This window comes from Bacillus sp. AFS029637, from assembly GCF_002584985.1.
Classification (GTDB): domain Bacteria; phylum Bacillota; class Bacilli; order Bacillales; family Bacillaceae_G; genus Bacillus_A.
The window spans coordinates 1-23573 of the sequence record NZ_NUPZ01000062.1 but is presented as its reverse complement, the minus strand read 5'-3'; the positions used below and the strand labels follow the sequence as shown (position 1 = coordinate 23573).

Sequence of the window (23573 nt, the reverse complement as noted above, 5' to 3'; positions counted from 1 at the left end):
TTTTTTACTCATGATTAGATTGTATATTCCGTTCTTAATATATTTAAAGGATGATTGGGTATTAAGATTAATTAATGGAATGAAAGATTTGGATTAAATGCACCTATTATTAAATTCGGGAATAATATCTCGAACGCTGAAAAATATTTGATTTAGAGTTTATTTTCAGTATTTCAGAAATAATCAAAGCGAGAAAAAGTAGAATGTTTCATGATTAGAATTGATTATATGCTAATATTCAATAGAAGATTAGAATTTTGAAAATTCATAATAAAATCTTATAATGCATTCGGTAAAATCAACCAATTTATATTTTACTCATTATGTATTAAAGGGGAAATGAAAAAACTTGGTCAACAGTAGCGGGGTGGTTTAATTAATATGAAAAAAAGTATAGATTTTAATAAAAAAGCTTTTGCACATTATATGGCACTTTATCCTGTAAATGAAATAAGAGTCCAAGTAATTGTCCTTGTCCTTTTGGGGGCAGACGTGTTTGTGCTTTTGCCTGCGTTTGCGAATCCTTTTCGATTACTCTATGTATATATAGTAACTCCCCCAGTTATTTTTTTAAATTTGTGGGCGATATGGATTGCTATTAATCCTCGGAAACGACAGTTACAATACACTCTATTTCGAGGAGTATATGGCGCCGTATGTTCAGTCGGATTATTGGTTATAACTCAAAAATATGCTTATGAAGTGTTACAATTACAAACTCCCATCTATTTTATTCTTTCATTTGGTTTGTATGGTTTTGCTTTGTATCATTTTTATAAAAATCATATTGAAAAACTTCAGGAACCAAGAAAAAAATCAAAATCATCGAAAGGAACTGGTGGTGTAAAAGTAGCAGCTATTGCAGCTGGATCGGGGCAGTTAATTGCTAATATAATTCTTAGCATTGCAACACAACAGATGGGGGCAATTGTATTTATGTGTGCATGCACAGTGATTTCGTTTGTTTTGTTTTATATGATTATAGAACTCCATAAGTATTATTATTTACGGAAGCATATAGAAGATGGAGGGAAAATACGTATAGGCTTTTAAAGAGAATTTGAAAATCCATACCAGGCTATACCTTAGAGTAAAAAGATCAAGAGTGGATATAGGGATAAATAATACTGAATCGAAAACGATGAAGAGATTACTATTTTCAAATCAGTTGGTTTGGTAGTAGTATATATTATCGTTGCGAAGTATTTGTATGAGAAAGCGGTGGAGCAAGGGATTGGGAATAGGGTTGAGTTGTGAGGGACTGCCTTTTGGTGGTCTTTTTTTGTGTCGAAATTGGAGAACCATTCATGATTTATTTGTGGGATTTTGGTGATAATTATATAAGCAAATATATTTTCTTTATTATAGAAAGGATATGTTTATATGTTATCAAGAGAAGAAAGATTACTATTGGTTGCTTGGAACACAGAACTAGCTAGTCAATTAGCTTTTATTGCACATTCTTTAGGAGAAGATGAAATGTATACTAAAAAAGATGCTGTGGAAGAATTAATTAAGGTTGTAAATAGGGTAGTGTCGGATACTCCGAAAATTTATTGATAGGATGGTATCAGTGGAAATTTAGGAGCGAGGGTTTAGATGCTTCGAAGCCTTATTAATACTGCATCCTATGTGACGAACCACTTTCAGCATTCGATGTCTTAGTCCAAGCACAAGTCGCAAACATGTTACAAGACATTCAAGAAGAAACAGGAGTCACATACTTATTTATCGCACATGACCTATCTATGGTGAGGCACATATCAGACCGAATCGGAGTCATGTACCTAGGAAACATAGTAGAAATTTCCGACAGTGAAGACCTATACACAAAACCGGCACATCTATACACACAAGCACTATTCTCATCCATGCCAGAACCAGACACAACAAACGCGGGCAAAGAACGAATCACCCTGCAAGGCGAAGATCCAAGCCCACTCAACTCACCATCCGGCTGCAAATTTAGAACGCGTTGCAAATTCGCCACTGAAAAATGCGCGCAGGAAGTACAGGAAATGTTTGAGATTGCGAAGGGCATGAGGTAGCTTGTCAATTGTTTTAGAGGAGAAAGCATTGGGGGGCTGGTGCTTTTTTGTTTGTAGGGGCGTGGGGCTGGTGTGGGATTGGTTGGTATTTTTGTGGTGTTGACAGTGGGAATGGGACGATTTAATATTTTTATATAGGAAGTAAATAGAAAATATACTCGATGGAGGTTTTTTTTTGTCAAGAACAATATTGTATTATAATATATTTCTTACAAGAAATGGCGTGAAAACAACTGTACCTGCAGAAGAACTTATTGATGCTATATATCCGTTAGAGGATATCGAGAAGTTTTGGAATCAGAAAAAATTATCTTTTCTGTACTTAGGTATTATTGATTTTGAACACCCTTTGAACCGATTTAACAGATGCATTTCGATTGCGAAATATAGAGATGCTTATAAACCGTACACTGGTCGAATTGGAACAAATATTGCAAACCCAATTAATGATGATGTAATTGAATTTACAAATTGCTTTTTTATTGGACGATTTCGCCAAGTTGCTATAGAGTACAATCACGTTGGAAGTCGCCCGAATGAAATAGTAAATTATCTTTCTTCATTTTTACCGAAAGAACCGCAAAATTATTGGGATGTAATACTTGAACCAGTTGAAACATCTTTTGGTTTAACTGATATTCGAAATTCAGATAAAATCTATAGTATTGAATTTTCTATTGATTGTTCAGTTGAAACAGATTATGAAACTGAAAGCTTTTTTGGAAGTTTTATTGATAAAACGAGACAAAGTCATATGGAATTTGGTGCAAATGTAGCAACTGTTCGGTTTGGTAACGGGAGAAAAAGGATTAATATTATGGAAGCGCAGAGCCTTGTTAGGCGATTAACAGACCTGAATTTTGATGATGAAATTTTTGCCGCAATTAAAGTAGAGTACGATTCACCTATGACTGGTAGGAAAGAGAAAGTGGATTTGAAGAACCAAAACATTCTAAAGAGTATTATCCTACAAGGGGATAACGCAACCGGTTATGAATATATCTTGGATCAAATGGATATTCAATACAATCTTGAGAATAGACCGGGTGCTAATGCGTATCTGCGTTTCGAAAATGCTTTAGAATATGCAGAGCTCCCTACTGTCATCCCTCATGTCCTTCCGGTAATTGAAACAGAGGCTGGAGCATAATGCTTAGCGTTCAAACAAGGGATAAATTGTACCTTTTTTATGAAAAATACTTTAACAATTTAGTTGTTGTACTTATTTTTAGTATTTCTAATATTTTTTATTGGTTAAATCGCTTTGGAATCGGAAGTGGTGATAAAGTAACAGGGTTTTTAGTAGAGAATATATTGGTGCCGCGAGAAGGAACTTTAGGAACAATTGCTGCTGTATTTATTGGTATCTATTTTACGGTTTTTTCTATCCTTGGTACACTTAAGGCAGAGTCAACATTAACGATGCTACCCAAGAAAAAATTCTTTAAATTAGTTGTTTTTCTTAGAAATGCATTTTTATGTGCATTTTTATATTTGTTATTTTCTATTAGTTACGCATCATTATCAGAAAGTTTAACAGGTTATCCAAAGCACGTCCTATATTTGTTCTTAGTGGTATTGTTTTGCTATATGTTTCTATCGGCATTAAAAGTTGGCGTAGCGTTATTTATCGTTTTTAATAAAGACCTTCAGAGTTTACATACTTTAATTAATGAGGAGAAGCAGGAAAAAGAGAAACAAAAGGTTGTTTTTAAAAAGATGGAGAAATATCTTGACGATCAGGATGAAGTGAGGGCTCGTGTAAAGGCTATTGATATGAATGAAATTGCAAGGCGCAAAAACCCTCCCCAAAAATGATGTCAACCGTATAAAAAGTATCAATTATTACTAAATAGGATTATAACGGAACTCTATTCTCTTTCATGTACCACAAATGGTGTGGGCAACTTGGTGAGGATAGAATTCATATGTATGAAAAGGCAGTGTTTCTTCCTACTATTAAAAATGGATTGGAAATTTCCGAAGAACGATATGTTTCAGTGTATAATATACTATACAAAAATGATTTGAAGCTTGTATGCGAGTTTCTTTGATAAAGGCATATACATAATTTTTAGGTGAAAGTAAGTGATGTGCTTTCCTTTGATATAAATAAAAATATTTAAATTTTTTATTCATTATTTGCTTTATTTTTTTAATAAGATATTTTAAAAATGTCTATCGGTAAAATGATTCTGTTTAGCCAATAATTTTTTACAGAAAAGAATCGGTTAAGATAGGGCATTATATTTTTTGTAATACGTTTTACCCCGCAAGAAATTTGGCAAAATGAGTTAGTCTTTGGTATAATCTATAAGCATAAAAGAATTGTTCTTTTCGATTGAGTTGGTTGTGAAGGCTTAATTATATCAAAAGGGACGATTCTTTTTTTATGTGAAAAATCATAGGTAGAAAAATATATAAAGTACAATTGCGATGAGGTTATAGAATGCATTTCATTTGCATACTGTGATTGGTAATTTAGTGAAGAGAACTTAAGTGAACTAAAGGTTTAGTGATAAATAGATGAATAAATATTCGTAATAAGAAGGAGAAGTACAATTGAAAGTTATTGATTTATTTTGCGGTGCTGGAGGATTTTCAGAAGGATTTGAGAGGGCTGGATTTGAAATAGTTAGAGCGTATGACATTTGGGCACCTGCAATTCTGACACATAATCAAAACCATGGGAATGGTAAGCAGATTGCTTTTAAAGGGGATATTTATGAAATATCTATGTTAGAGGATGAGGAATTTGAAAAGTGGATACCAGATACAGAAGTTATAATTGGTTCACCGCCATGTATAGCTTTTTCAAACTCGAATAAATCAGGAAAAGCGGATAAGACTGAGGGAATCAAGCTAATTGAGGCTTTTCTGCGGATTGTTGCAAGAAAGATGAGCAAGCCTAATAGCAAATTAAAATATTGGGTTATGGAAAATGTAGAAAACTCTTTAGGATTTGTAGAAGATGAGTATACAGCTAAGGAATTAAGCTGGCCTGAATTAGGAGATTTCATATTAAAGGTTCCTCAAAAAAGAATATTTAATATGAAATACTTTGGTGTTCCAACAAATCGAAAGCGTTCTATATGTGGTTTGTATCCAGATTTACAAGAATTAAATGGAGAGAAGGATATAATTACTTTAGGAGAAGTTCAAAAAGCTTTAGGTAAGCCAATTCCTCTAAGCTACACTAATTCTTCTGAAATAGTTAAAGATCCTATTTATGGAATTGAAATGCTTAGTAAAGAACTAACAGATCATCATTATGTTAAAGAAGTGCCTTATTTTGAATGGATAAAAGCCAAGCGCCAAAAACGTGATAAGGGCTATATGGGAAAAATGGCATTTCCTGAGAATAAAGATAAACCTGCGAGAACAATTATGGCCACCTTGTCGGGATCTTCTAGAGAATCCATGATATTTAATTTAGAAGGTTCTGAAGAAAGATACAGGTTCCCAACTATTCGAGAAGTAGCGACATTAATGTCGTTCCCTATCGATTTTCGATTTTACGGGGATAGTGATTCTGTAAAATATAGAATGATTGGTAATGCAGTAACTCCAAAATTTTCTTACGAAATAGCAAAGGTTATTCGTGGGAATTTAAATTATCAAATGTCTAACGATAGATTTTCAGTCCGAAAAAGCTTTAATAAGGATATCCTATTTACGAATTTAAATGGGACTGTTTTTGATTTAAAGAAAGAAAAACCAAAAAAATTTGAATCGAAGTATAGTTATCATGTACCATATATTATAGAGAAATCTTACAGAGTTGGTTTAGAAAACCAATTTTCTGATGGGACTGTTCATTGGAAAACAAAAATTCATTATTCTCAGGGAAAAAATGCCAAAGTATATGAAAATATTTTCGTGAATTTATGTTTATATGAGCCAGAGGAAATATTAAAAATCACTAAATTTATAAAAGAATATATTAGAGAAGCTCATTCTTTCGACAATATCCAAATCCAATATTGTAAAACTGTCGATGATAGAGATGGTGTTGGACCGGATGAATTATTACAAGCTATTAAGGGCTTTGTAGAATCAAATAATCAATTCGATAGATTTGTGTTTATCAAGGAAATAGGTAAAGAAATTTCTATGAAAATTGTTACATCATACTATCTGTTAGAAAATATTTTAAAGGGGATTGAAGATGGTAACTAAAACAAAGGCATTAAGTGAAGATTTAAGAATAGAGAAGTTAAATGAAATTAAAAAAAGTGAACCAATTATGACCGGTGTTAAGCTATTTTATAAGGGGCAAGAAAGAAAATTTGATGTTTACCAAATACCTTTGGAATGTTTGGTTTATAACCCTTATAACGGAAGAATAGGTACGAAAGTAAAAACATTTGAAGTAACTTCTCATAAGTTAAATCCTGAAAATCAGAATGACATTTCTATTATCGAACAATTTTTGTGGGATTCAAAGCATGATAGAAACAAGAAAACTTTAAAAAGTCTTTTGAAAATCGGTCAGCAGGAATATGGAATTGTAACTAAAAATGGTTATATAATTGATGGAAATCGTAGAGCCTCTCTTTTAAATAAGATAAATAATAATAAAGAGGAATATAGTAAAGTTTATGATGTAAGACCTTGCAGTTACTTTAATGCTATTATTCTTGATGATAATGTTGGTCAAAAGGAAATTCTTCAGCTTGAAACTATGTATCAAATGGGACGTGAGGAAAAGCTGGATTATAACGCTACTGAGAAATATTTGAAATGCCAACAGTTAAAAGAAGTGGGATATTCAATTGAAGATATAGCAGATATGATGGGCGAAGGAAGTTCTAAGAATATCCAGAAGTATTTGGATATATTAGAGTTAATGGATCAGTATCTAGATTACTATGGCTATAATAATATGTATGCAATGTTGGATAAACGAGAGGGACAGTTTGTAGATTTAAATAATTATGAAAAAGCATATAGAAATCGAAGTGGAAACGCAAAAACGAACTGGAATCCTCAAGATGATGATATTTCTGAAATGCTGCAAATTAGTTTTGATTACATCCGTGCACAATATGAAGGGAAAGAATTTAGAAATATAGCTAAAAATGGGAAGTCAACGGTTCCTCAAAGTTTCTTTGCTTCCCAAAAACTTTGGCAAGAATTTAGAGATAAACATTTTGAGAATGTTGAAACAATTGAAGAAGATCCTATTGACGCGTTTTTATCAAGAGCGAATAATGACGAAGAAATAATTGATAGCTTAACTGAACGTGATGAAGAATGGACAAAGAAAGTTATTAATCCTATAAAAGAAAATTTAAAATACAGTAAAAGTAAGTTAGATAATATTCAAGAAGCTGACAAACCATTAACATTGTTAGAACGAGCTAAAAATGCATTGTTAGAAATTGATGAACATCAGGAAAGTTTATATAGTGAAGATGTACTAGCAACAATTAAAGAAATAAATAATTTAGCTTATACCCTTTCTAAAACGGTTAAGAAACAGCTAAATCAGACGGTGTAAATAACATGGAAAATTTAAAAATTAATTCTCTTAAAGAAAGTTATTTATTATCGGGTGAAGATACTAAAAAGCTTAATAAACGTATCATATTCCATTTAAAAAGAGCTTTTGATGCAATTGAGACTGAAAAAGGTCTTGAAATCCCGAAAAATAATGAGAACGTTATTTCTGAATTGAATGATTATTTATCTAAAAAACAAATTAGTTTATTTTTAGATACAGAAGCAGATCATACATTAGTTAATCTGTATAAGGAAGAAATGGACTTTAAAGAGTTTTCAAATAAAGCAAAAGATATTTGGAATAGAAATGTAAATGAAGGTGAATTTCAAAAATTCTGTGAATCGTTAGATGGGAGTTTGAAACGTACTTTATATCCATTGCAGTTGTTGGCCGCATATCACTTAGCTTTTTCTCAGAATGCTTGTAATTTTTCAGTTCCGGGAGCTGGTAAAACAAGCATAGTCTATGGAGCATATAGTTATTTAAATTCACTAGATATAACACATAAACAATTTGTAAATAAAGTACTTGTGATAGGACCACTAAGTTCCTTTGGCCCATGGGAAAATGAATTTAAAGATTGTTTTGGAAGAGCACCTGAAGTGAAAAGACTTTCAGGTGGGAACCTTTCAAGTGAATTAAGAAAAAGATATTTTTTTAGTAGAGATACTGCTGAATTAACTTTAATTTCATATCAAGGTATTATTAATCAAAAGAAAAATTTAGAATTCTTTTTAAAAAATAATGATGTAATGATTGTACTTGATGAGGCGCATAAAATAAAAAATACAGATGGAGGTAGTATAGCTGAAACTATACTAGAGTTGGCTCCGTTAGCTAAAGGTAGGGTAATTTTAACTGGAACTCCTGCTCCTAACGGATATAGGGACTTATATAATTTATTTAAATTTATTTGGCCTAATAAAGAATTAATAAATTATAGTTTAAATCAATTGGATGATATGACGGAGAATCCTCGAGACCCTAGAATACAACTGTTAATTGATGATATATCACCATATTTTGTGAGAATCAAAAAGAAAGATTTAGGTTTGCCTGATAAAGTGGAAAATCCACCTATTGTGGTGCCTATGGATAGTACTCAAAAGTTAATCTATGAGACCCTAGAACAAAAGACTATTAAGGATTTAGCTGATAATGACGTAGGTCTAGTAGATGAGTTTAAAAAAGCTAAAATAATTAGGCTAATGCAAGCAGCAAGTAACCCATACTTATTATTAAAGCCTATTCAAGAAGGAATTTCAGGTGTAGATTATTCTCCAAAAACATTTGATGAAGAATTAATTAATACCTTGATTAACTATGAGCAAACAAATTCAATTCCTCCTAAATTTGATGCTGCTTTAAAATTAATTCAGGACTTAATTAGAAGAGATGAGAAGGTAATTGTTTGGGCTATTTATATAGATACTGTTGAAAGGTTTTCGGATTATCTTCTAGAAAATGGAATAGAGTGTAAAATTTTATATGGGAAAACTAGGGTAGAATCAGAAGGTTTAGATGAAGCTGTGGAAACTAGAGAGAAAATAATTAGGGAGTTCCATAATGATGAATCTGAGTTCAAAGTCATCATTGCAAATCCTTTTGCTGTAGCAGAATCTATTTCTTTACATAAAGCTTGCCACAATGCAATTTATTTAGAACGAAACTTTGATGGGGCAAGATACGTTCAATCTAAAGATAGGATACATCGTTATGGATTAGGTATGAACACTATAACAAATTATTACTATCTAATAACCGAAAATTCGATTGATGAAGTGATAGATGACAGGCTGATTGAAAAAGAAAATTTAATGATTCGTGTAACTGAAAACTCTGATATCCCCTTATTCCAAGTATTGGATGAAGAAATTGATAAAAGTGATATTAAGGCGTTGATTGAAAACTATGTTAGCAAAAATCGTTAACTGTCGGGCATATGCTGATGTGCATAAGTGTATAATGGTGCTAAATGTTTTAAAGTCAGAATATAGATCTTTTCAAGAATTGCATACATATTTTTCAAATGACATAGTGATAAATATGAATTTGGAGGATACCTTAAGGTTATTTGAGGTGCTAGGATATCTTCTCATTATTGAAGAAAATGATATTAAGAAGTATAAAGTTATAGATACTGAGTATAGTCATAGCTTTATAATAAAAGATATTTTAAATTTATTAATTAAAAATAAGATGTGTGAATTACATAGGATTGATTTTGATTTTTATATTAAAATTAATCAAGAGTTCTATGCACTTCGAAATTTATTATTACTCTCAGAAACTATAAGGAAGTCTCAAATAAAGAAATTTTATCGGATTGATGGTAGTTATTCAGATTACTTGCAAAAATTCTCGCGGAAAATTAGCAAGGAGCAATTCTTCAAGCAATTAGAAAAGCAAAATGAGCTAGGAGAGCAAGCTGAAAAGTATGTTTTAAAAATAGAACGTAGAAGATTTAATTTTTCACGTGAAATTAGGCATGTCGCGCTTGATGATAATAATATTGGATATGACATAATGTCTTTTATAGATGATAAAAGTGATGAGTATGATAAATTCATTGAGGTTAAATGTTATTCAGATTATGTAAATAGGTTTTTTATAAGCAGAAATGAAATAGCACAATCTAAGAAATTAGGAGAGAATTATTTTTTGTATCTTGTTGAATCGAAATTTGATTCTCCTCCGGTCATTATTCAAGATCCTTATAAAATTATATTTAGTAATTCGGAAATAGCGTATGAAATTGAAAATATTAGTTATAATATTAATCAACTTATTTAAAACATAACGTTTTTTCAATAAGTTGATGTTTAAAAGGAATCTTAGTGAATTTACTAAGGTTCTTTTATTATTTTAATAGTATTATCTCATTGTGTGAGAGGGATGGATTCTATATTGAAGAGAAAGGTTAAAATAAAGATAATTCTTTATAAAAGTAAGTTGTGTTCTTCTAAAGTAGATATAAGATTTATAACTGTGAATGATAGATTCAAAAAATACATATATTCTCCCTTGCACCTCCCCGAACGTCACCCCCTAACCTAAAGAAGAAGAATCAAAAAAGGGGGAAAAACCAACCATGAAAACCACCAAAAAAGAAGCACCATCATCATGCTACTATTCTCAGCCACAATGGGAATCTTTTCACCACTACTCATGTACATCACACTGGCACGTAAAAATGAGGTGTACAAATATCATTGCCGAAAGGCGTTCAACTTTCATTTATTAATCTTTCTTCTATTTAATATTAGTTCACGTATTAGTGATGTTTTGTTTTGGATTGTGTTTGCTTTTGAGGTAGTTCAAGTGATCATTGTTGCGTGGAAAGTAATACGCGACGAACTGTATCGTTATTTGATACGGATTCCGTTATTTAAAGAAGATAAGTATGCATTGGAAGGCGAATAGATGATGAAAAAAGAAATAGAAGAAAAACCAAACGGAGGAAACCCACATGCCAACATACAACAAACTAATCCGAAACAAAATCCCACAAATAATAAAAGCTAACGGAAAAACACCAACAACAAGAATCCTAAATGAAGATGAATACATAGAGGAACTCTGTAAGAAAACACAAGAAGAACTAACTGAATATCTAGAAACAACAGCAAAAGACCACAAACTAGAAGAACTATCTGACCTCCTAGAACTAATAAACGCCCTAGCCGAACACGAAGGCACAACACTAGAAGAAATCAACAACATCCGTGAAAAGAAAGCAGAAGAACGAGGCGGTTTTTCAGATCGAGTCTTTCTAATTGAAGTAAATGATAACTAGCCTCTATCAAGTAATAAATCACTAAGAAAAAAGACAAAAATAACTACTGTAGTTTTCGTCAAAAAGATTTGAAATAATAGGCTGAAAATTTGTTCCTCCTTCCTATATATTACGAAGGACCTTTCCATTTTTGATATGCGAATATCGTCTTTATACATATTTTAAGAGAAGAACAGCAACGCTTAAATAAGCGTTGCTGTTCTTTTGATTCGTAAAGTTCAAATAACCTGTTAATACTCTTCAGATAGATAGAATAGATTACAGTAGCGATTAGGATTTTTTATCGATCTTAATTAATATTGTATGTTCTTGATGCTTTTTAATAGAAGTGGAAAATTTTTTTGGGGGAGGGGTGGATGAAGGAGGAGGTAATCCAATTTTATTAGAAATGATTTTTATTTTTCTTTGTAGATCTTTCTTTTGTACGGGAGTAAGGTGATTAACAAAGTTATGACAGCAACTATCTATTAATTTATCGAATAGACGGAGAACTTTATCAAATACATACTGATGGACTGAGGGGGTGTATTGTTGTTTTAATAATCTTGTAAAAACAATATCTTTAAGTCTTTCGTTATTTAAACTTTCATCGTCGATCATATCGTTAATACAATTTCTTTGTAAATCCTTTGAGTATTTATTAAATTCATCTAACTTGGTAAGTTTTTTTATACTTTCTACATTGTTAGCATTTATTTTACGTTTAATATAAATATCAGCTACGTATTCTTTATTTTCGGGATGTATATTTGTTAAATGGTGAATCTCGGTTAGTCCATGTATTCCAGCTCCAGATTGTTCAGCTCTAATTTTCCACTGGGTATTAACATCTTTTCCATTAATGTATTTTTTTACGGTCTTTTTTTGTATGTTACATTGCTTAGCAATATCTTCTTCTGTATAACCATCATCAAGTAAAAAACTAATCATTCGTTCTACCTCATAACCTGTTTTTTTCTTGGATTTTAATTCAACACGGAGACGTTTTAGAACCCTAGAGTCTTTTGAGGTGAGTTTTTCTACTTTGCATGTTACGACTGGAATATTTAAATGTTTTAAAGCCCAAAAACGACGATAACCTTCGACTAATATAAAACAATTCGAATTTTTTTCTTCTACAATAAGTGGTTCTATTAATCCATTTTGTTTAATGCTTGTAGCAAGATTAAAATCCTCTAAATTCTTTCGGAATTCATCTTCTAGTTTAATATGTTCTAAAGGAATGTTTTTGAATTTCAAAAGAAACCACCTACTTGCTTTAAGATTTTATTAATGGATATTCAATTGGTAATTTGTACGATTACTTAACTTATAAATTTATTGTTGCAGGTAGTAAAAAGAGAGCGAATGAGTTTAAGCTACTAATCTCCAAAATAGAATTATTCTACCCCTCCTAAGCCCCTTACAAGCCCCTACCAAGTAATAAATCACTAAGAAAAAACATAACAAAAACAAACACAACTACAAACACCGTAGTAGTAGTCAAAAAAAATTTTGAAATAACACGCCAAAAACCCGACCAACCTCCCATATATATTATGAAGAGGTTTTTATTTTGAACGGAGACGGGAGGAATTAGGATGGCGGTATACCGTAATGTGCAGGTGAATTTTTGGCAGGATGATTTTGTTTTGGATTTGACGCCGGAGGAGCGGTATTTTTATGTGTATTTGTTGACTTGTTCGAAGACGACGCAGTGCGGGATTTTTCCTTTTCCGAAGCGGTTAGCTGAGATGGAGACTGGTTATAACAGGGAGACTGTTGATAAGCTTTTGCAGCGTTTTGTTGATTATGGGAAGATTCTTTATGATGCGGAGACGAGGGAGTTATTCGTTTTAAATTGGCTTCGTTATAATCCTGTGACGAATACGAATGTGGAGAAGTGTGTGCTTCGTGAGCTTAAGGGTGTGAAGAATAAGGAGTTTGTACATATGTTTCTTCAGAAGTGTGCGGAGGAGGAGCTGAATGTTCCGATGCTTTTAGCACATTTCGGTATGCCTGGTGATTTGGCTATGGATGATGTTGATCCAGTTTGTGAGGAGACAGAAGAGGAAGAAGAGGTTGCCCAGGAAGAAATGGGAAGTAAGGTGTTCACGTTTTATGAGCAACATTTTGGTAGTTTGTCTCCGTTTGCGGTAGAGGAATTGAATGCGTGGATGGTGGAGTTATCAGAGGAGCTGGTGCTGAAGGCTCTTCAAATTTCGTATGAGAATAAAAATCGGAAGATGGCTTATGTGAAGGGGATTTTGCGGGGATGGCACGGGAAAGGATTTACGAAAGTGTCTGAGGTTGAGGCGGATGCTGCGAATTTTCGGAAGAAGGGGTCGTCTGTTAGTACGAGGGAGACGGAGAAATTTTTGGCGACGTGTGAGGAGTGGGAGAAGAATGTGCCGTCAGAGGAAGAGTTGCAGCGCTTTTTAGCGGAGCGCGGGTGGCGTCCATGAGTATTCAAAATGTGGAGGCGGAAAAGACGGTGTTAGGTTCTCTATTACTTGATGGAGAGCTTATTAAGGAGTGCCGTTTGACGGAGCAGTATTTTTCTATGCCAGTGCATAAGTCTATATTTCAGTTAATGCGAAAAATGGAAGAAGAGGGGCAACCGATTGATCTTGTGACGTTCATTTCTAGGGTAGATCCGAATTTTTTGAAGGGGATCGGGGGAATGGAGTATTTCATAGGGTTAATGGATGGTGTGCCTACAACTGCCAACTTCTCTTATTATGAGGGGCTTGTTCGAGGTGCCTGGAAAATGTATCAGGCGGGTGTTCTCGGGCACAAGATGGGAGAGCGTCTTATTGCGGAGAAGGATGAGAAAATTATTGGTGAGACGATTACGGCACTTTGTGAGTTAGAGGAAAAGGACTGTGTATGTGAGTTTGATTTGAAGGATGCGTTAGTTGGTTTGTATGAAGAGCTTCATCAAGATACGAAAGAGATTACTGGTATTGAGACGGGTTATACATCGCTAAATAAAATGACGTGCGGATTGCAGGAAGGTGATTTTGTCGTTCTTGGTGCACGTCCTTCTATGGGGAAGACTGCGTTTGCGCTAAATGTTGGCATGCATGCGGCGAAGTCTGGAGCGGCGGTTGGGTTGTTTTCGTTAGAGATGAGTAGTAAGCAATTGTTGAAAAGAATGGCGTCTTGTGTAGGGGAAGTGTCAGGAGGTAGGCTGAAAAATCCGAAGCATCGTTTTGCGATGGAAGATTGGGAAAAGGTGAGTATGGCGTTTGCGGAGATTGGTGAACTGCCGCTTGAGATTTACGACAATGCAGGGGTTACAGTGCAAGATATTTGGATGCAAACCCGTAAGTTAAAGCGAAAGCACGGTGATAAGAAGCTTTTAGTCATTGTAGATTATTTGCAGCTTATTATGGGCGATCCGAAGCATAAGGGCAATCGATTTCAAGAGATTAGTGAGATTTCTCGTAAGCTGAAGTTGTTAGCGCGTGATTTAAATGTTTGTGTAGTGGCGTTGTCGCAATTGTCTCGTTCAGTAGAGTCACGTCAAGATAAGCGCCCCCTTTTATCTGATTTAAGAGAGACGGGACAAATTGAGCAAGATGCGGATGTGATTATGCTTATGTATCGCGAAGATTATTATGATAAGGAAACGATGCAGAAAGAGATGACGGAAATTCATGTGGCGAAGCATCGGAATGGACCTGTGGGCAGTTTTAAGCTACGGTTTTTGAAGGAGTTTGGGCGGTTTGTGGAGAGGGTGAAGTAGTTGTTTTGAAAATAGTATTTGCATGTGAACCAAAGTTGTAACGCTAATTTCATAAGTTATATAATAAAGAAAATGGTAACTAATAGTTAAGGGGGATTAGCTATTGGCAGGGAATGATATTTCTTATCATAATAAAGATATTCTTATGAAGTTTTTAAGTGAATGTTATAGGGATAAAGGGCTTGAAGCATATGGATTATGCGAATCAAATTATGTATCGTTATTATAATAAGAATAAAGAGTTACCGGATATTCGAATCGTGGTTATTTATACAAGTGAGGTAATGAATCCAATAGAAGTAGCAAAATGTATCTCCGATGAGCAAGAACAAATTCAAGTTATTGCTGGAATTCTTGTAGCTACAGATAAATTTATTGATGAAGAATACGCGAAAAAAGTAAAGGAGTGGTTACGGATGACAAAAGTGGGGCGTTTATATGAACAGGAGAAGCAAGAAGAGATTGATAAAGCACTTTCGGCAGCTGGAATGCTCTTTAAGGGAATGAGTATAGAAGAAGTGGCTAAGAAATTAGATGTAACAATTGAAAAGGTGAAAGAGTGGGAGAAGCGTTTATCCCATTAACAGAGGAGCAATGTCCGTTATTGCCCTTTTTTTATGCGTTCTGACATTAATGTGGACATAAGTGCTGCAGGCCTGTACCGTGTTGGACTAATGTATGACCAAGAGGAAATACGACAAAGCTTGGAATAAGTGCAATGGATGAGGTTGTTACAAGGGAAAGGGAGTCCATTCTACTGGATTCCCTTTATTCTTTCTTTTTTTATATCAACATTAATGTTTAACAAATCTATTACTTAAAAATCTTTCGCAAAATTTTAATTTTGTTCCTATACGGTGGAAATACAAGCCCTAAATCTATCCTTGAGCTTCTCTTTAAAATGCTTTTACGATGTGAAAAAGCATCAAAACCATGTTTGCCATGATAGGCGCCGAATCCTGCATTTCCTACCCCGCCAAAAGGTAAGTGGAGATTAGCCATATGTGACATTGTATCGTTGACGCATCCTCCTCCAAAAGAAATTCGTCCTAATATCTGCTTTTCAACATTTTTATTTTCAGTAAATACATACAAAGCTAACGGTTTGGGATGGGTGTTAACCATATGAATGACTTCATCTAAATCATTGTAATCCATAATTGGTAAAATCGGTCCGAAAATTTCTTCTTGCATAGCTGCATTATCCCATGATTTTACTGCAAGAAGTGTTGGTTCAATATATAAATGGCTTCTAGATGAATTCCCACCAAATACTATATGATTTTTGTCTTGTTCTAATATAGAAATAAGTCTATCGAATTGTCTCTCATTAATAATTCGGCCGTAATCATCGCTTTTTAATACATCTGATCCATAAAAGTTTGTAATGATTTCTTTCATTTTCGAAATTAGTTTTACTTTGACAGACTTATGTACAATAACATAATCAGGGGCAATACAGGATTGGCCAGCATTTATGAATTTCCCCCAGATAATGCGCTTAGCTGCTATATCGAGGTTGGCAGTTTCATCGACAATGGCTGGTCCTTTTCCGCCAAGTTCTAATGTTACTGGTACAAGGTTTTTTGCTGCAGCTTCCATGACAATCTTTCCAACTTGAATGCTACCAGTAAAAAAGATATGGTCAAATGGTTCATGAATCAATAAAGAAGTGATTTCCCGGCCTCCTTCAATTACACGGATGTATTGTTTATCAAATGTTTCACTTATCATTTTGTTAATAACAGCTGAAACATTAGGTGCATTTTCTGAAGGCTTGAGAACTACACAATTTCCTGCCGCAATTGCTCCAATGAGAGGTTCAATTATTGATTGGAATGGATAATTAAAAGGTCCAATAATTAGCACGGTACCATATGGCTCTTTTATTATGTAGCTTTTGGATGGTGCAAAATGAATAGGTGTTTTTACTTTTTGAGGTTTCATCCACTGTTTTAGGTATTTTATTATAAAATTGATACTGTTAAATGCGAAACCAACTTCTGCAGCGTATGCTTCAAACTCGCTTTTGTGTAAATCTTGATATAATGCGCTCAGCACTTGACTTTCATATTTTCGAATGGAGTATTTTAGCTTTTCTAATTGTTTAATCCGAAATTGAAGACTTCTAGTATGATCATGATGGAAAAATTGTCTATGTTCTTGAAGAAGTTGTTGTATATCATTAACCATTAGGAAATCCCTCCAATAGCAAGCAAATATTTACATACCATGTTCATCAATGAGAGTTTTGATTAAACTTTTTCAAAATGGCTTCTTAAATAAGGGGTTGTAAAACATTTCTGATTGAGCTTTATTTTAAACGAACATCAGCAACAGGAAATAAAGTTCCTGTCGCTGAATAAAAAGCATAGTACGATATGCTGCAGTTAGAATTACACTTAGGGTAAGAGAATCATGCAAATGAATCCTCTCATTAGTTATCTACTCAACATTCTTCTTATAATTAACCCGAAGCACCCCCTTAAAATCCACCTCAGCAATTAACACACTTACTAATATAAGCGTTGCCCCTAAGTATCCTTTTCCTGTAAGTGTTTCTCCTGTGAAGACGAAAGCAAAGCCTGCGGAAAAGACAGGTTCTAATGAAAAGATAAGTCCTGTATGTGTAGGCGTCGTGTATTGCTGGGCAATTACTTGCACAATGAATGCGACTGCGGTGCAAAATATGCTTAAGATTAATATGATGAGCCATGAGTCGATTGTGCTAGGAAGTTTTGGTGTTTCTATAATGAATGAAAAAATAAGACTAAATAGGCCGACAAAACCGAGCTGCACTACTCCTAGTGCAATTGAGTTTACATGTTTCGTTACGTTTCCGGTAATGATGACGTGAATCGCATAAAATAAGGCAGACAGTATGCAAAATATATCACCGTTACCGATCTTGAATTCGCTAGTTAATGTTAATAATCCGATTCCGATTATCGTTAAAATAATTCCTACTATTACTTTCTTTTCAGGAATGTGTTTTAAAAAGATAGCTGATAATATGGGAATGAAAATGACTGTGAGACATAGTAAAAAACCTGCATTAGATACGCTTGTATACTTTGTACCAAATGTCGCGAAAATGTAAACGATAAATAAAACAGAAGCGAGTATGAATGCATATTTTACAGTTTTAAAATCAATTTTGAATAAGTGTTTGTAAAATAGTAAACCTGATAAAAGAAAGGCAATAATAAATCGTAATGCGATTAAATTATATTCTTCTATGTCATCAAGTCCAAGCTTTGTAAGTAGGATGGATGCACCCCAAAAAAATGTAACTAGTAGTAGCATTAGGTCTGCTTTTAATTGAGTTCTCATTTCAATTCCCTCGTTATGTATAATTTATAGTCCATTTATATCTTAATATTAATTCAGAATATTTTAAATAGAAATTTATCGACGGTTTTTTCTCTATAAGAAAGAGGCTATTGTATAAACCGATTGGACCGGATCATACAATAGCCTCTTTCCTATGGGCGTTTTTTGATGTTGAAGTTATTCCTTTTCAAACTGAAAAATATTTTGATTAATGAGTTGGTGGAAGTGTCTATCCATTTCTGCTGCAGGAATTTTTCTTTCGTTTTGAAACCACCATGCACTTAATGAGGTGACGACTCCTGAATAAAATTCCGTTATTAAATCATTTGGCATCGTATGATTTTTACAAAGGCGATTTAGCGCTTCTGTTTCTTGCTTTCTTGTTTCGTGGCTTAAATAATACATGCGGCTATTGAATTGTTCATCGGACATTTGTGCCTCAAATATTTTACAGATTTCTTCATGATGCAGGAATTGTTCCATCACTTGAAATGGTTTACTTATTCGATCTAGAAGCGGTATTTCAGCAACCATTTCGCCATAGCGTTTAAATCCAAATGCTAATAAGGCATCTTTATCTTCAAAATGTTTATAAAAGGTTGTTCGGTGTACCATCGCGCGATCGCATATTTGGTTAATGGTGATGGCACTATATTTTTGTTTTGGTTGCGTCTGCGTCATTAATTCAAATAAGGAATTCCATAGTAATTTATGTGTACGTCTAATACGTAAATCAAGTTGTTTTTCATTATCGTTCATCTACAATTCTCCTTTTTTGTAGATTAAATATACAAAGGATGAAAATTGATTCTCCCTTTTTAATCTACATATGTATATTATATTACATGTGTTCCAGTTTAAATAAAGCTTTTGGAGTAAAAAATAGGAGGAGAATCAATACATGAATATAACAACTAAGAGCCCTGCAAATGGCAAAGTTGATACTTCTAAAATGAAACATACCCCGATTTTAATTGCATTACTTTTAGGGGCAATGGTTGCATTATTAAACGAAACGTTACTTGGTAATGCGTTAACTGTATTAATGAAAGAATTTGACGTAACAGCGTCAACGATCCAATGGCTTTCTACAGCCTACATGTTAGTGGTTGGTGTTTTAGTACCGATTACAGCGCTACTTCAGCAATGGCTCACAACGAGACAAATGTTTTTGATTGCGATGGTAACGTTTTTAGTTGGTACATTAATTGCTGGATTCGCACCGACATTTGCCGTTTTATTAGTCGGGCGTATTGTCCAAGCAGTAGCGACTGGATTAATTTCACCGTTATTAATGAATACGATTTTAATTATTTGTCCGCCTGAAAAACGTGGTGCCACGATGGGGTTAATCGCACTCGTTATGATGTCAGCCCCAGCAATTGGTCCTACATTATCTGGAGTAATCGTTGATTCATTGAATTGGCGCTGGTTATTTTACTTTGTCGTTCCAATTGTAATCATTGCCATTGTAATTGGAATGAAGTACATTCAAAATGTTTCAGAGTTAACAAGGCCGAAAGTAGATTATCCATCTATTCTTTTATCAACATTAGGTTTCGGCGGGATTGTGTATAGCTTTAGTGCATCAGGTGACTTAGGGTGGTCTGATCCGAAAGTGTACGGCGCTTTAATTGTTGGGCTTGTATCACTATGTATTTTTATCGTGCGACAATTAAAAATCGATAATCCAATTTTAGAACTACGTGCATTTAAAGTTCCGATGTTTACATTATCAGTTGGATTAATCGTCATTGTGATGATGTCGTTATTTTCAACGATGACTTTATTACCGATGTTTCTGCAAACAGTGTTACTCGTTACAGCCTTTAAATCAGGATTAATCATGCTTCCGGGAAGTATTATTAGTGCCGTAATGGGACCAATCGCGGGCAAATTATTTGATAAATTTAGTCCGAAAGTTATTATCGTTCCCGGCATTGTGTTAGTAGGTATTGCAATGTTCTTATTTAAAGGCATTACGCCTGACACATCAATGGTACAAATTATTGTCATGCACAGCGTATTAATGGTTGGACTCATGTTTGTCATGACAGCACAAACATACGGTTTAAATCAATTAACACCAGATTTATATCCGCACGGAACAGCACTGTTTAATACACTGCAGCAAGTAGCTGGCGCAATTGGTACGGCTATCTTTATTTCGAAAATGTCTTCAGGAACAACTCAGTATATGGAAAGCTCCGCAAATCCGATGGATCCAGTAGAGAAGTTAAATGGTTTAACATCAGGATTCCAAGGTGCATTTACACTTGGATTAATCTTTATTGTGGTTGCTTTTATCGTATCGCTATTCTTGAAAGAAGAGAAAAAGGGAGTAGAAGTAGCAGGGGTTTTACAGAACGAAAATTAAGGTTTATATAAAAAGACATCTTTATGATTAAAGATGTCTTTTTACATTTCCTCCGTAACATCATACCGCAGCAACTGCCCCTGATCATAAAACCTCTCAAAAATAAGCCCCATAACATAGAAGAATACTAAACCGAAGCCAATATGAATAAGTGTAAATGTCGCTCCGAATGAAGAAAACTCATATACGATAATCGGCAATTTCGCAGTTGTCCAAACGCCTAAGAAAAATACGATGTACCGAATGCTCGCGCCTTTTTTTAGTAGTAGTGCTGCGATTGGAAAGGCGACGTAAAGGGGCCCAGCTGCAATTCCGCCTAATAATAGAGAAAATAAGATTCCGTAGATGCCGGACTTTTCCCCCATATATTTCATGAGCGTTTCTTTCCTCACCCATTGATCAAGTAATCCTACAAATACGAGGACAGGAGGGAGGAGAAACAGCATATCTAAAATACTATTTCCTGTTAATTGTAATGCGCTCCAGCCTAAAGATTGGTTTATAAAAGTTAGTACGATAAGTCCGATTAGTAAAATGAAAAAGAAACGATATCTTTTTAGTTCATTCATACCATCACCACCCAAATGATATAGGAAAATAGGAGAGACATGAGTAAGGCAGATGCATTACGTGCGTATGCAAAGCTTCGCCCGAATATCTTTTGTTCCATCGGTAATGTTGTAATTCCTACTGCCATGAGTGTAGACATAAGTGCCGCAACTTGAGGAAGGCCTGCACCGTGTTGGACTAACGTATTCCCAAGAGGAAACACGACAAAGCTTGGGATGAGTGCAACGGAGCCGAGTATTGCTGAATACATGATACCGAGAAATCCCGACTGTTCTCCAATGATAGAAGAGATGAAAGATGGCGTTAAGATTGAAAGCGATAAGCCAACGAAAAGCATGATGGAAAGCATGGCAGGGAGAAGGTTTCGAAACATTTTCCATGATTTCATTAAGGCGTCTTTCGTTTTAGTACGATCTTTCATAAAAGAAATCCCCGTAAGAAGAATGGCTAACGTGTAAAGGATCACGCCGTTAATCATGATCGGATTCCTTTAAATCTTTATATTTGCCCAGGAAAAAGGATAAGTTCTTCATTTTTTCTTCAATATCCATTTGAAAATCTGCTAATTGTTCTTTTCCAGCAGACGTAATTTTGTACATCTTTCGCGGTTTGTCTTGATGATCTGTACTTACGTAAGATTCAATTGCACCTTCGTTTTCTAATTTCTTTAGTGTGCGATATAAAATGGCACTATCGATTGGATTGACGGGAAGTTCTTCTTCGCATTTTTGCAATAATTGCCCGCCGTAGTTATCACCTTCTGCTAAAAATAACAAAAGAAATGCACCTGTATGTCTTCCGGTATGTTTCATAAATAAACCTCCTAGAATGGATTATATTACTGTTAATGACAGTATACTGTTGTTAACAGTATATGGTGCATGAAGTGCTATGTCAATTTTAAAAATTGTGATTTTCGAGAGAGAAACTCACAATAACGCTTTTTCCAATATTCGAGTGAAATCCTGTATTTTGGTATAGTCAAATAGAACTTCCCTTGGTTTATATTTTATGAAGCCACTGGAAGTTGCTCCGTTGATATCTCTATTAAGCCTAAGCTTTCAAACAGAGTTGTTTTTTCCATTCTTGCTAACTTTTCTTTCATTTTTAAATCATCACGGGCTTAATGCGGTGATTACTTCTAAACAAAATTCCATTATTCAATCGTTTGGCATCGCATGATTTTTCCAAAGTTGCTGTAATGTTTATTGCAGCACTTTATGTTTGATAAATAAAAAATCACATATCCATAAAAAGGAGAATTACATATGATATTCTGTATGTAAGATATTTGAATGAAGATAGGGGGAAGTGAGTATGGACAAGAAGCTAACGTATTGGCTAGGATCTATTATAGGGATGATAGTACTTGCAGCTGGTATGACTTATGGGATGTTACAGTTTGCAGAAGTACCAATAGGTGGTGAGGAGCATGCTTTTGCAGAGTCTAATAAAGAAGAAACACCATCGAATGAAGCAGAAATTAAAGGTTCAAATGCACAACTTCACATCACTAAAAGTTCTACTGAAGAAGAAGTTATTTCAGCTATGCATAGCATGACTCATCAAAAGGTAAAAGCGAGTGACGGACGGGGCGCAACTCCTATGTCTAAAAAGAATGCAGAGAAAGTAAGAAGTATTTTAAATGAAAATGATTTTAAGAATAAAGAAAAACTATTAGCAATCACTGAAAGATGGGTAAATAGGGATTTTAGTAAAATCGTAGAAGAACATAACTATTTCTGGGAACTTCAAGACGGCAAGATAGGGGAAGCTACAAAAATGGATTCGTTAGACGAGCAAACATTCTCTCTAAATACTTTCGGTGATGAAGTAACAGCCGCATTAATTAAATCCGGAGATCTTCAGCATGTTGGAGAATAATAAACATCTATCAATTATAGTTAGAAGCTTACCTTTTTGTATTTACCTTTTCTAAATTTCTTCAATACAATAGATGTGATTCTCAAGCAAGAGAAAGGCGCCTTATGGTGTCTGGGGTACTGACGGCAAAACGCAGATTTTATACGCTAAGAATATGCAGGATCTCATGCAGACTACAAGAACGGTTTGAGCTCCCGAATACTGTTGTGACAGGAATGTATGAAATCTTGCATACAAAGAAGGGAACGGAAAGCCAGGAAACAATTGATATGAAGGACTTTCTGAGATTTGGTTACTACTGATAATGAGACGTTATGGTGCGACAAGAA

At 34.2% G+C, this 23573-nt stretch carries 23 protein-coding genes and 2 pseudogenes; 18 read left to right on the top strand and 7 right to left on the bottom strand.

Annotated elements, in window-relative coordinates; genetic code table 11:
• Positions 1 to 381 precede the first annotated feature (381 nt).
• The 12 genes and pseudogenes from COE49_RS26655 to COE49_RS26605 all read left to right on the top strand — a co-directional run bounded on the left by COE49_RS26655 (position 382) and on the right by COE49_RS26605 (position 11350).
• Positions 382 to 1053 carry a hypothetical protein gene (locus tag COE49_RS26655; RefSeq protein WP_098841432.1) on the top strand — a complete coding sequence of 224 codons (672 nt, stop codon included), beginning with the start codon at positions 382 to 384 and terminating at the stop codon, positions 1051 to 1053.
• An 81-nt stretch (positions 1054 to 1134) separates the two neighbouring features.
• Positions 1135 to 1257 (top strand): annotated as a pseudogene (locus COE49_RS26650) (ornithine cyclodeaminase family protein); the annotation flags it as partial.
• Between the two features lie 126 nt (positions 1258 to 1383).
• Positions 1384 to 1560: a hypothetical protein gene (locus COE49_RS27765; protein WP_176550891.1), complete on the top strand. Its 177-nt coding sequence runs from the start codon at positions 1384 to 1386 to the stop codon at positions 1558 to 1560.
• Between the two features lie 65 nt (positions 1561 to 1625).
• A pseudogene (locus tag COE49_RS26645) lies at positions 1626 to 2065 on the top strand (oligopeptide/dipeptide ABC transporter ATP-binding protein); the annotation flags it as partial.
• A 158-nt stretch (positions 2066 to 2223) separates the two neighbouring features.
• The gene (locus tag COE49_RS26640) at positions 2224 to 3198 is read left to right on the top strand and encodes a DUF6731 family protein (RefSeq protein ID WP_098841531.1); all 975 of its coding nucleotides are present in this window, start codon (positions 2224 to 2226) and stop codon (positions 3196 to 3198) included.
• Positions 3198 to 3866, top strand: a complete 669-nt coding sequence (locus COE49_RS26635; RefSeq protein ID WP_098841532.1) for a hypothetical protein — start codon at positions 3198 to 3200, stop codon at positions 3864 to 3866. Before COE49_RS26640 ends, COE49_RS26635 begins: the two co-directional genes overlap by 1 nt.
• A gap of 744 nt (positions 3867 to 4610) precedes the next feature.
• Entirely contained in the window at positions 4611 to 6227 is a 1617-nt protein-coding gene (locus COE49_RS26630) for a DNA cytosine methyltransferase (RefSeq protein ID WP_098841533.1), read from the top strand.
• Positions 6217 to 7551, top strand: coding sequence for a hypothetical protein (locus COE49_RS26625; RefSeq protein WP_098841534.1), 1335 nt, complete (start codon positions 6217 to 6219; stop codon positions 7549 to 7551). Before COE49_RS26630 ends, COE49_RS26625 begins: the two co-directional genes overlap by 11 nt.
• Positions 7552 to 7556: 5 nt before the next feature.
• A complete protein-coding gene (locus tag COE49_RS26620) occupies positions 7557 to 9485 on the top strand; it encodes a DEAD/DEAH box helicase (RefSeq protein WP_098841535.1) in 1929 nt (642 codons plus the stop codon).
• Positions 9466 to 10347 (top strand): protein NO VEIN domain-containing protein, encoded by an 882-nt coding sequence (locus COE49_RS26615; RefSeq protein WP_098841536.1) that lies wholly within the window; start codon positions 9466 to 9468, stop codon positions 10345 to 10347. The genes COE49_RS26620 and COE49_RS26615 overlap by 20 nt, the downstream gene beginning before the upstream one ends.
• A 330-nt stretch (positions 10348 to 10677) precedes the next feature.
• On the top strand, positions 10678 to 10977 hold the full coding sequence (locus COE49_RS26610; RefSeq protein WP_098841537.1) for a magnetosome magnetite crystal formation protein family: 300 nt from the start codon (positions 10678 to 10680) through the stop codon (positions 10975 to 10977).
• Between the two features lie 46 nt (positions 10978 to 11023).
• A complete protein-coding gene (locus COE49_RS26605; protein ID WP_098841538.1) occupies positions 11024 to 11350 on the top strand; it encodes a nucleoside triphosphate pyrophosphohydrolase in 327 nt (108 codons plus the stop codon).
• Between the two features lie 270 nt (positions 11351 to 11620).
• Here the strand turns inward: COE49_RS26605 and COE49_RS26600 are convergent, their stop codons facing one another.
• On the bottom strand, positions 11621 to 12589 hold the full coding sequence (locus COE49_RS26600) for a ParB/RepB/Spo0J family partition protein (protein WP_098841539.1): 969 nt from the start codon (positions 12587 to 12589) through the stop codon (positions 11621 to 11623).
• 341 nt (positions 12590 to 12930) lie between these two features.
• Between COE49_RS26600 and COE49_RS26595 the strand changes: the two genes are divergently transcribed.
• The 4 genes from COE49_RS26595 (at position 12931) to COE49_RS27445 (ending at position 15664) form a co-directional block, all read left to right on the top strand.
• Positions 12931 to 13794 (top strand): DnaD domain-containing protein, encoded by an 864-nt coding sequence (locus tag COE49_RS26595; protein ID WP_098946160.1) that lies wholly within the window; start codon positions 12931 to 12933, stop codon positions 13792 to 13794.
• On the top strand, positions 13791 to 15080 hold the full coding sequence (dnaB, locus tag COE49_RS26590; protein WP_141556648.1) for a replicative DNA helicase: 1290 nt from the start codon (positions 13791 to 13793) through the stop codon (positions 15078 to 15080). Before COE49_RS26595 ends, dnaB begins: the two co-directional genes overlap by 4 nt.
• Positions 15081 to 15183: 103 nt before the next feature.
• Positions 15184 to 15309: a hypothetical protein gene (locus tag COE49_RS28215; protein ID WP_255291278.1), complete on the top strand. Its 126-nt coding sequence runs from the start codon at positions 15184 to 15186 to the stop codon at positions 15307 to 15309.
• The gene (locus COE49_RS27445; protein ID WP_140417528.1) at positions 15272 to 15664 is read left to right on the top strand and encodes a hypothetical protein; all 393 of its coding nucleotides are present in this window, start codon (positions 15272 to 15274) and stop codon (positions 15662 to 15664) included. The genes COE49_RS28215 and COE49_RS27445 overlap by 38 nt, the downstream gene beginning before the upstream one ends.
• Before the next feature lie 229 nt (positions 15665 to 15893).
• Here COE49_RS27445 and COE49_RS26580 read toward each other — a convergent pair whose 3' ends face one another.
• The 3 genes from COE49_RS26580 to COE49_RS26570 all read right to left on the bottom strand — a co-directional run bounded on the left by COE49_RS26580 (position 15894) and on the right by COE49_RS26570 (position 19172).
• Positions 15894 to 17273, bottom strand: a complete 1380-nt coding sequence (locus COE49_RS26580) for an aldehyde dehydrogenase (RefSeq protein WP_088233131.1) — start codon at positions 17271 to 17273, stop codon at positions 15894 to 15896.
• 252 nt (positions 17274 to 17525) lie between these two features.
• Positions 17526 to 18413 carry a DMT family transporter gene (locus tag COE49_RS26575; RefSeq protein WP_088233132.1) on the bottom strand — a complete coding sequence of 296 codons (888 nt, stop codon included), beginning with the start codon at positions 18411 to 18413 and terminating at the stop codon, positions 17526 to 17528.
• 177 nt (positions 18414 to 18590) lie between these two features.
• Entirely contained in the window at positions 18591 to 19172 is a 582-nt protein-coding gene (locus tag COE49_RS26570; RefSeq protein WP_088233133.1) for a TetR/AcrR family transcriptional regulator, read from the bottom strand.
• Between the two features lie 142 nt (positions 19173 to 19314).
• Between COE49_RS26570 and COE49_RS26565 the strand changes: the two genes are divergently transcribed.
• On the top strand, positions 19315 to 20790 hold the full coding sequence (locus COE49_RS26565; protein WP_098946158.1) for an MDR family MFS transporter: 1476 nt from the start codon (positions 19315 to 19317) through the stop codon (positions 20788 to 20790).
• 41 nt (positions 20791 to 20831) lie between these two features.
• Here COE49_RS26565 and COE49_RS26560 read toward each other — a convergent pair whose 3' ends face one another.
• Genes COE49_RS26560 through COE49_RS26550 form a run of 3 tightly spaced genes read right to left on the bottom strand, consistent with a single transcriptional unit; the run spans position 20832 to position 22172 of the window.
• Complete coding sequence (locus COE49_RS26560; RefSeq protein ID WP_141556647.1) at positions 20832 to 21359, bottom strand: permease; 528 nt, start codon at positions 21357 to 21359, stop codon at positions 20832 to 20834.
• Positions 21356 to 21838, bottom strand: a complete 483-nt coding sequence (locus COE49_RS26555; RefSeq protein ID WP_088233136.1) for a hypothetical protein — start codon at positions 21836 to 21838, stop codon at positions 21356 to 21358. The genes COE49_RS26560 and COE49_RS26555 overlap by 4 nt, the downstream gene beginning before the upstream one ends.
• Positions 21831 to 22172, bottom strand: coding sequence for a PadR family transcriptional regulator (locus COE49_RS26550; RefSeq protein ID WP_071710717.1), 342 nt, complete (start codon positions 22170 to 22172; stop codon positions 21831 to 21833). The genes COE49_RS26555 and COE49_RS26550 overlap by 8 nt, the downstream gene beginning before the upstream one ends.
• A 505-nt stretch (positions 22173 to 22677) precedes the next feature.
• On the opposite strand from COE49_RS26550, the gene COE49_RS26545 reads away from it, so the two are divergent.
• Positions 22678 to 23244, top strand: coding sequence for a PRK06770 family protein (locus COE49_RS26545; protein WP_098252893.1), 567 nt, complete (start codon positions 22678 to 22680; stop codon positions 23242 to 23244).
• Positions 23245 to 23573: the final 329 nt, after the last annotated feature.

Coding starts and splice junctions, on each gene's coding strand:
- COE49_RS26655 (WP_098841432.1), top strand. CDS start 382: ATGAAAAAAAGTATAGATTTTAATAAAAAAGCTTTTGCACATTATATG.
- COE49_RS27765 (WP_176550891.1), top strand. CDS start 1,384: ATGTTATCAAGAGAAGAAAGATTACTATTGGTTGCTTGGAACACAGAA.
- COE49_RS26635 (WP_098841532.1), top strand. CDS start 3,198: ATGCTTAGCGTTCAAACAAGGGATAAATTGTACCTTTTTTATGAAAAA.
- COE49_RS26625 (WP_098841534.1), top strand. CDS start 6,217: ATGGTAACTAAAACAAAGGCATTAAGTGAAGATTTAAGAATAGAGAAG.
- COE49_RS26620 (WP_098841535.1), top strand. CDS start 7,557: ATGGAAAATTTAAAAATTAATTCTCTTAAAGAAAGTTATTTATTATCG.
- COE49_RS26615 (WP_098841536.1), top strand. CDS start 9,466: ATGTTAGCAAAAATCGTTAACTGTCGGGCATATGCTGATGTGCATAAG.
- COE49_RS26610 (WP_098841537.1), top strand. CDS start 10,678: ATGCTACTATTCTCAGCCACAATGGGAATCTTTTCACCACTACTCATG.
- COE49_RS26605 (WP_098841538.1), top strand. CDS start 11,024: ATGCCAACATACAACAAACTAATCCGAAACAAAATCCCACAAATAATA.
- COE49_RS26595 (WP_098946160.1), top strand. CDS start 12,931: ATGGCGGTATACCGTAATGTGCAGGTGAATTTTTGGCAGGATGATTTT.
- dnaB (WP_141556648.1), top strand. CDS start 13,791: ATGAGTATTCAAAATGTGGAGGCGGAAAAGACGGTGTTAGGTTCTCTA.
- COE49_RS27445 (WP_140417528.1), top strand. CDS start 15,272: ATGGATTATGCGAATCAAATTATGTATCGTTATTATAATAAGAATAAA.
- COE49_RS26580 (WP_088233131.1), bottom strand. CDS start 17,273: ATGGTTAATGATATACAACAACTTCTTCAAGAACATAGACAATTTTTC.
- COE49_RS26575 (WP_088233132.1), bottom strand. CDS start 18,413: ATGAGAACTCAATTAAAAGCAGACCTAATGCTACTACTAGTTACATTT.
- COE49_RS26570 (WP_088233133.1), bottom strand. CDS start 19,172: ATGAACGATAATGAAAAACAACTTGATTTACGTATTAGACGTACACAT.
- COE49_RS26565 (WP_098946158.1), top strand. CDS start 19,315: ATGAATATAACAACTAAGAGCCCTGCAAATGGCAAAGTTGATACTTCT.
- COE49_RS26560 (WP_141556647.1), bottom strand. CDS start 21,359: ATGAATGAACTAAAAAGATATCGTTTCTTTTTCATTTTACTAATCGGA.
- COE49_RS26555 (WP_088233136.1), bottom strand. CDS start 21,838: ATGATTAACGGCGTGATCCTTTACACGTTAGCCATTCTTCTTACGGGG.
- COE49_RS26550 (WP_071710717.1), bottom strand. CDS start 22,172: ATGAAACATACCGGAAGACATACAGGTGCATTTCTTTTGTTATTTTTA.
- COE49_RS26545 (WP_098252893.1), top strand. CDS start 22,678: ATGGACAAGAAGCTAACGTATTGGCTAGGATCTATTATAGGGATGATA.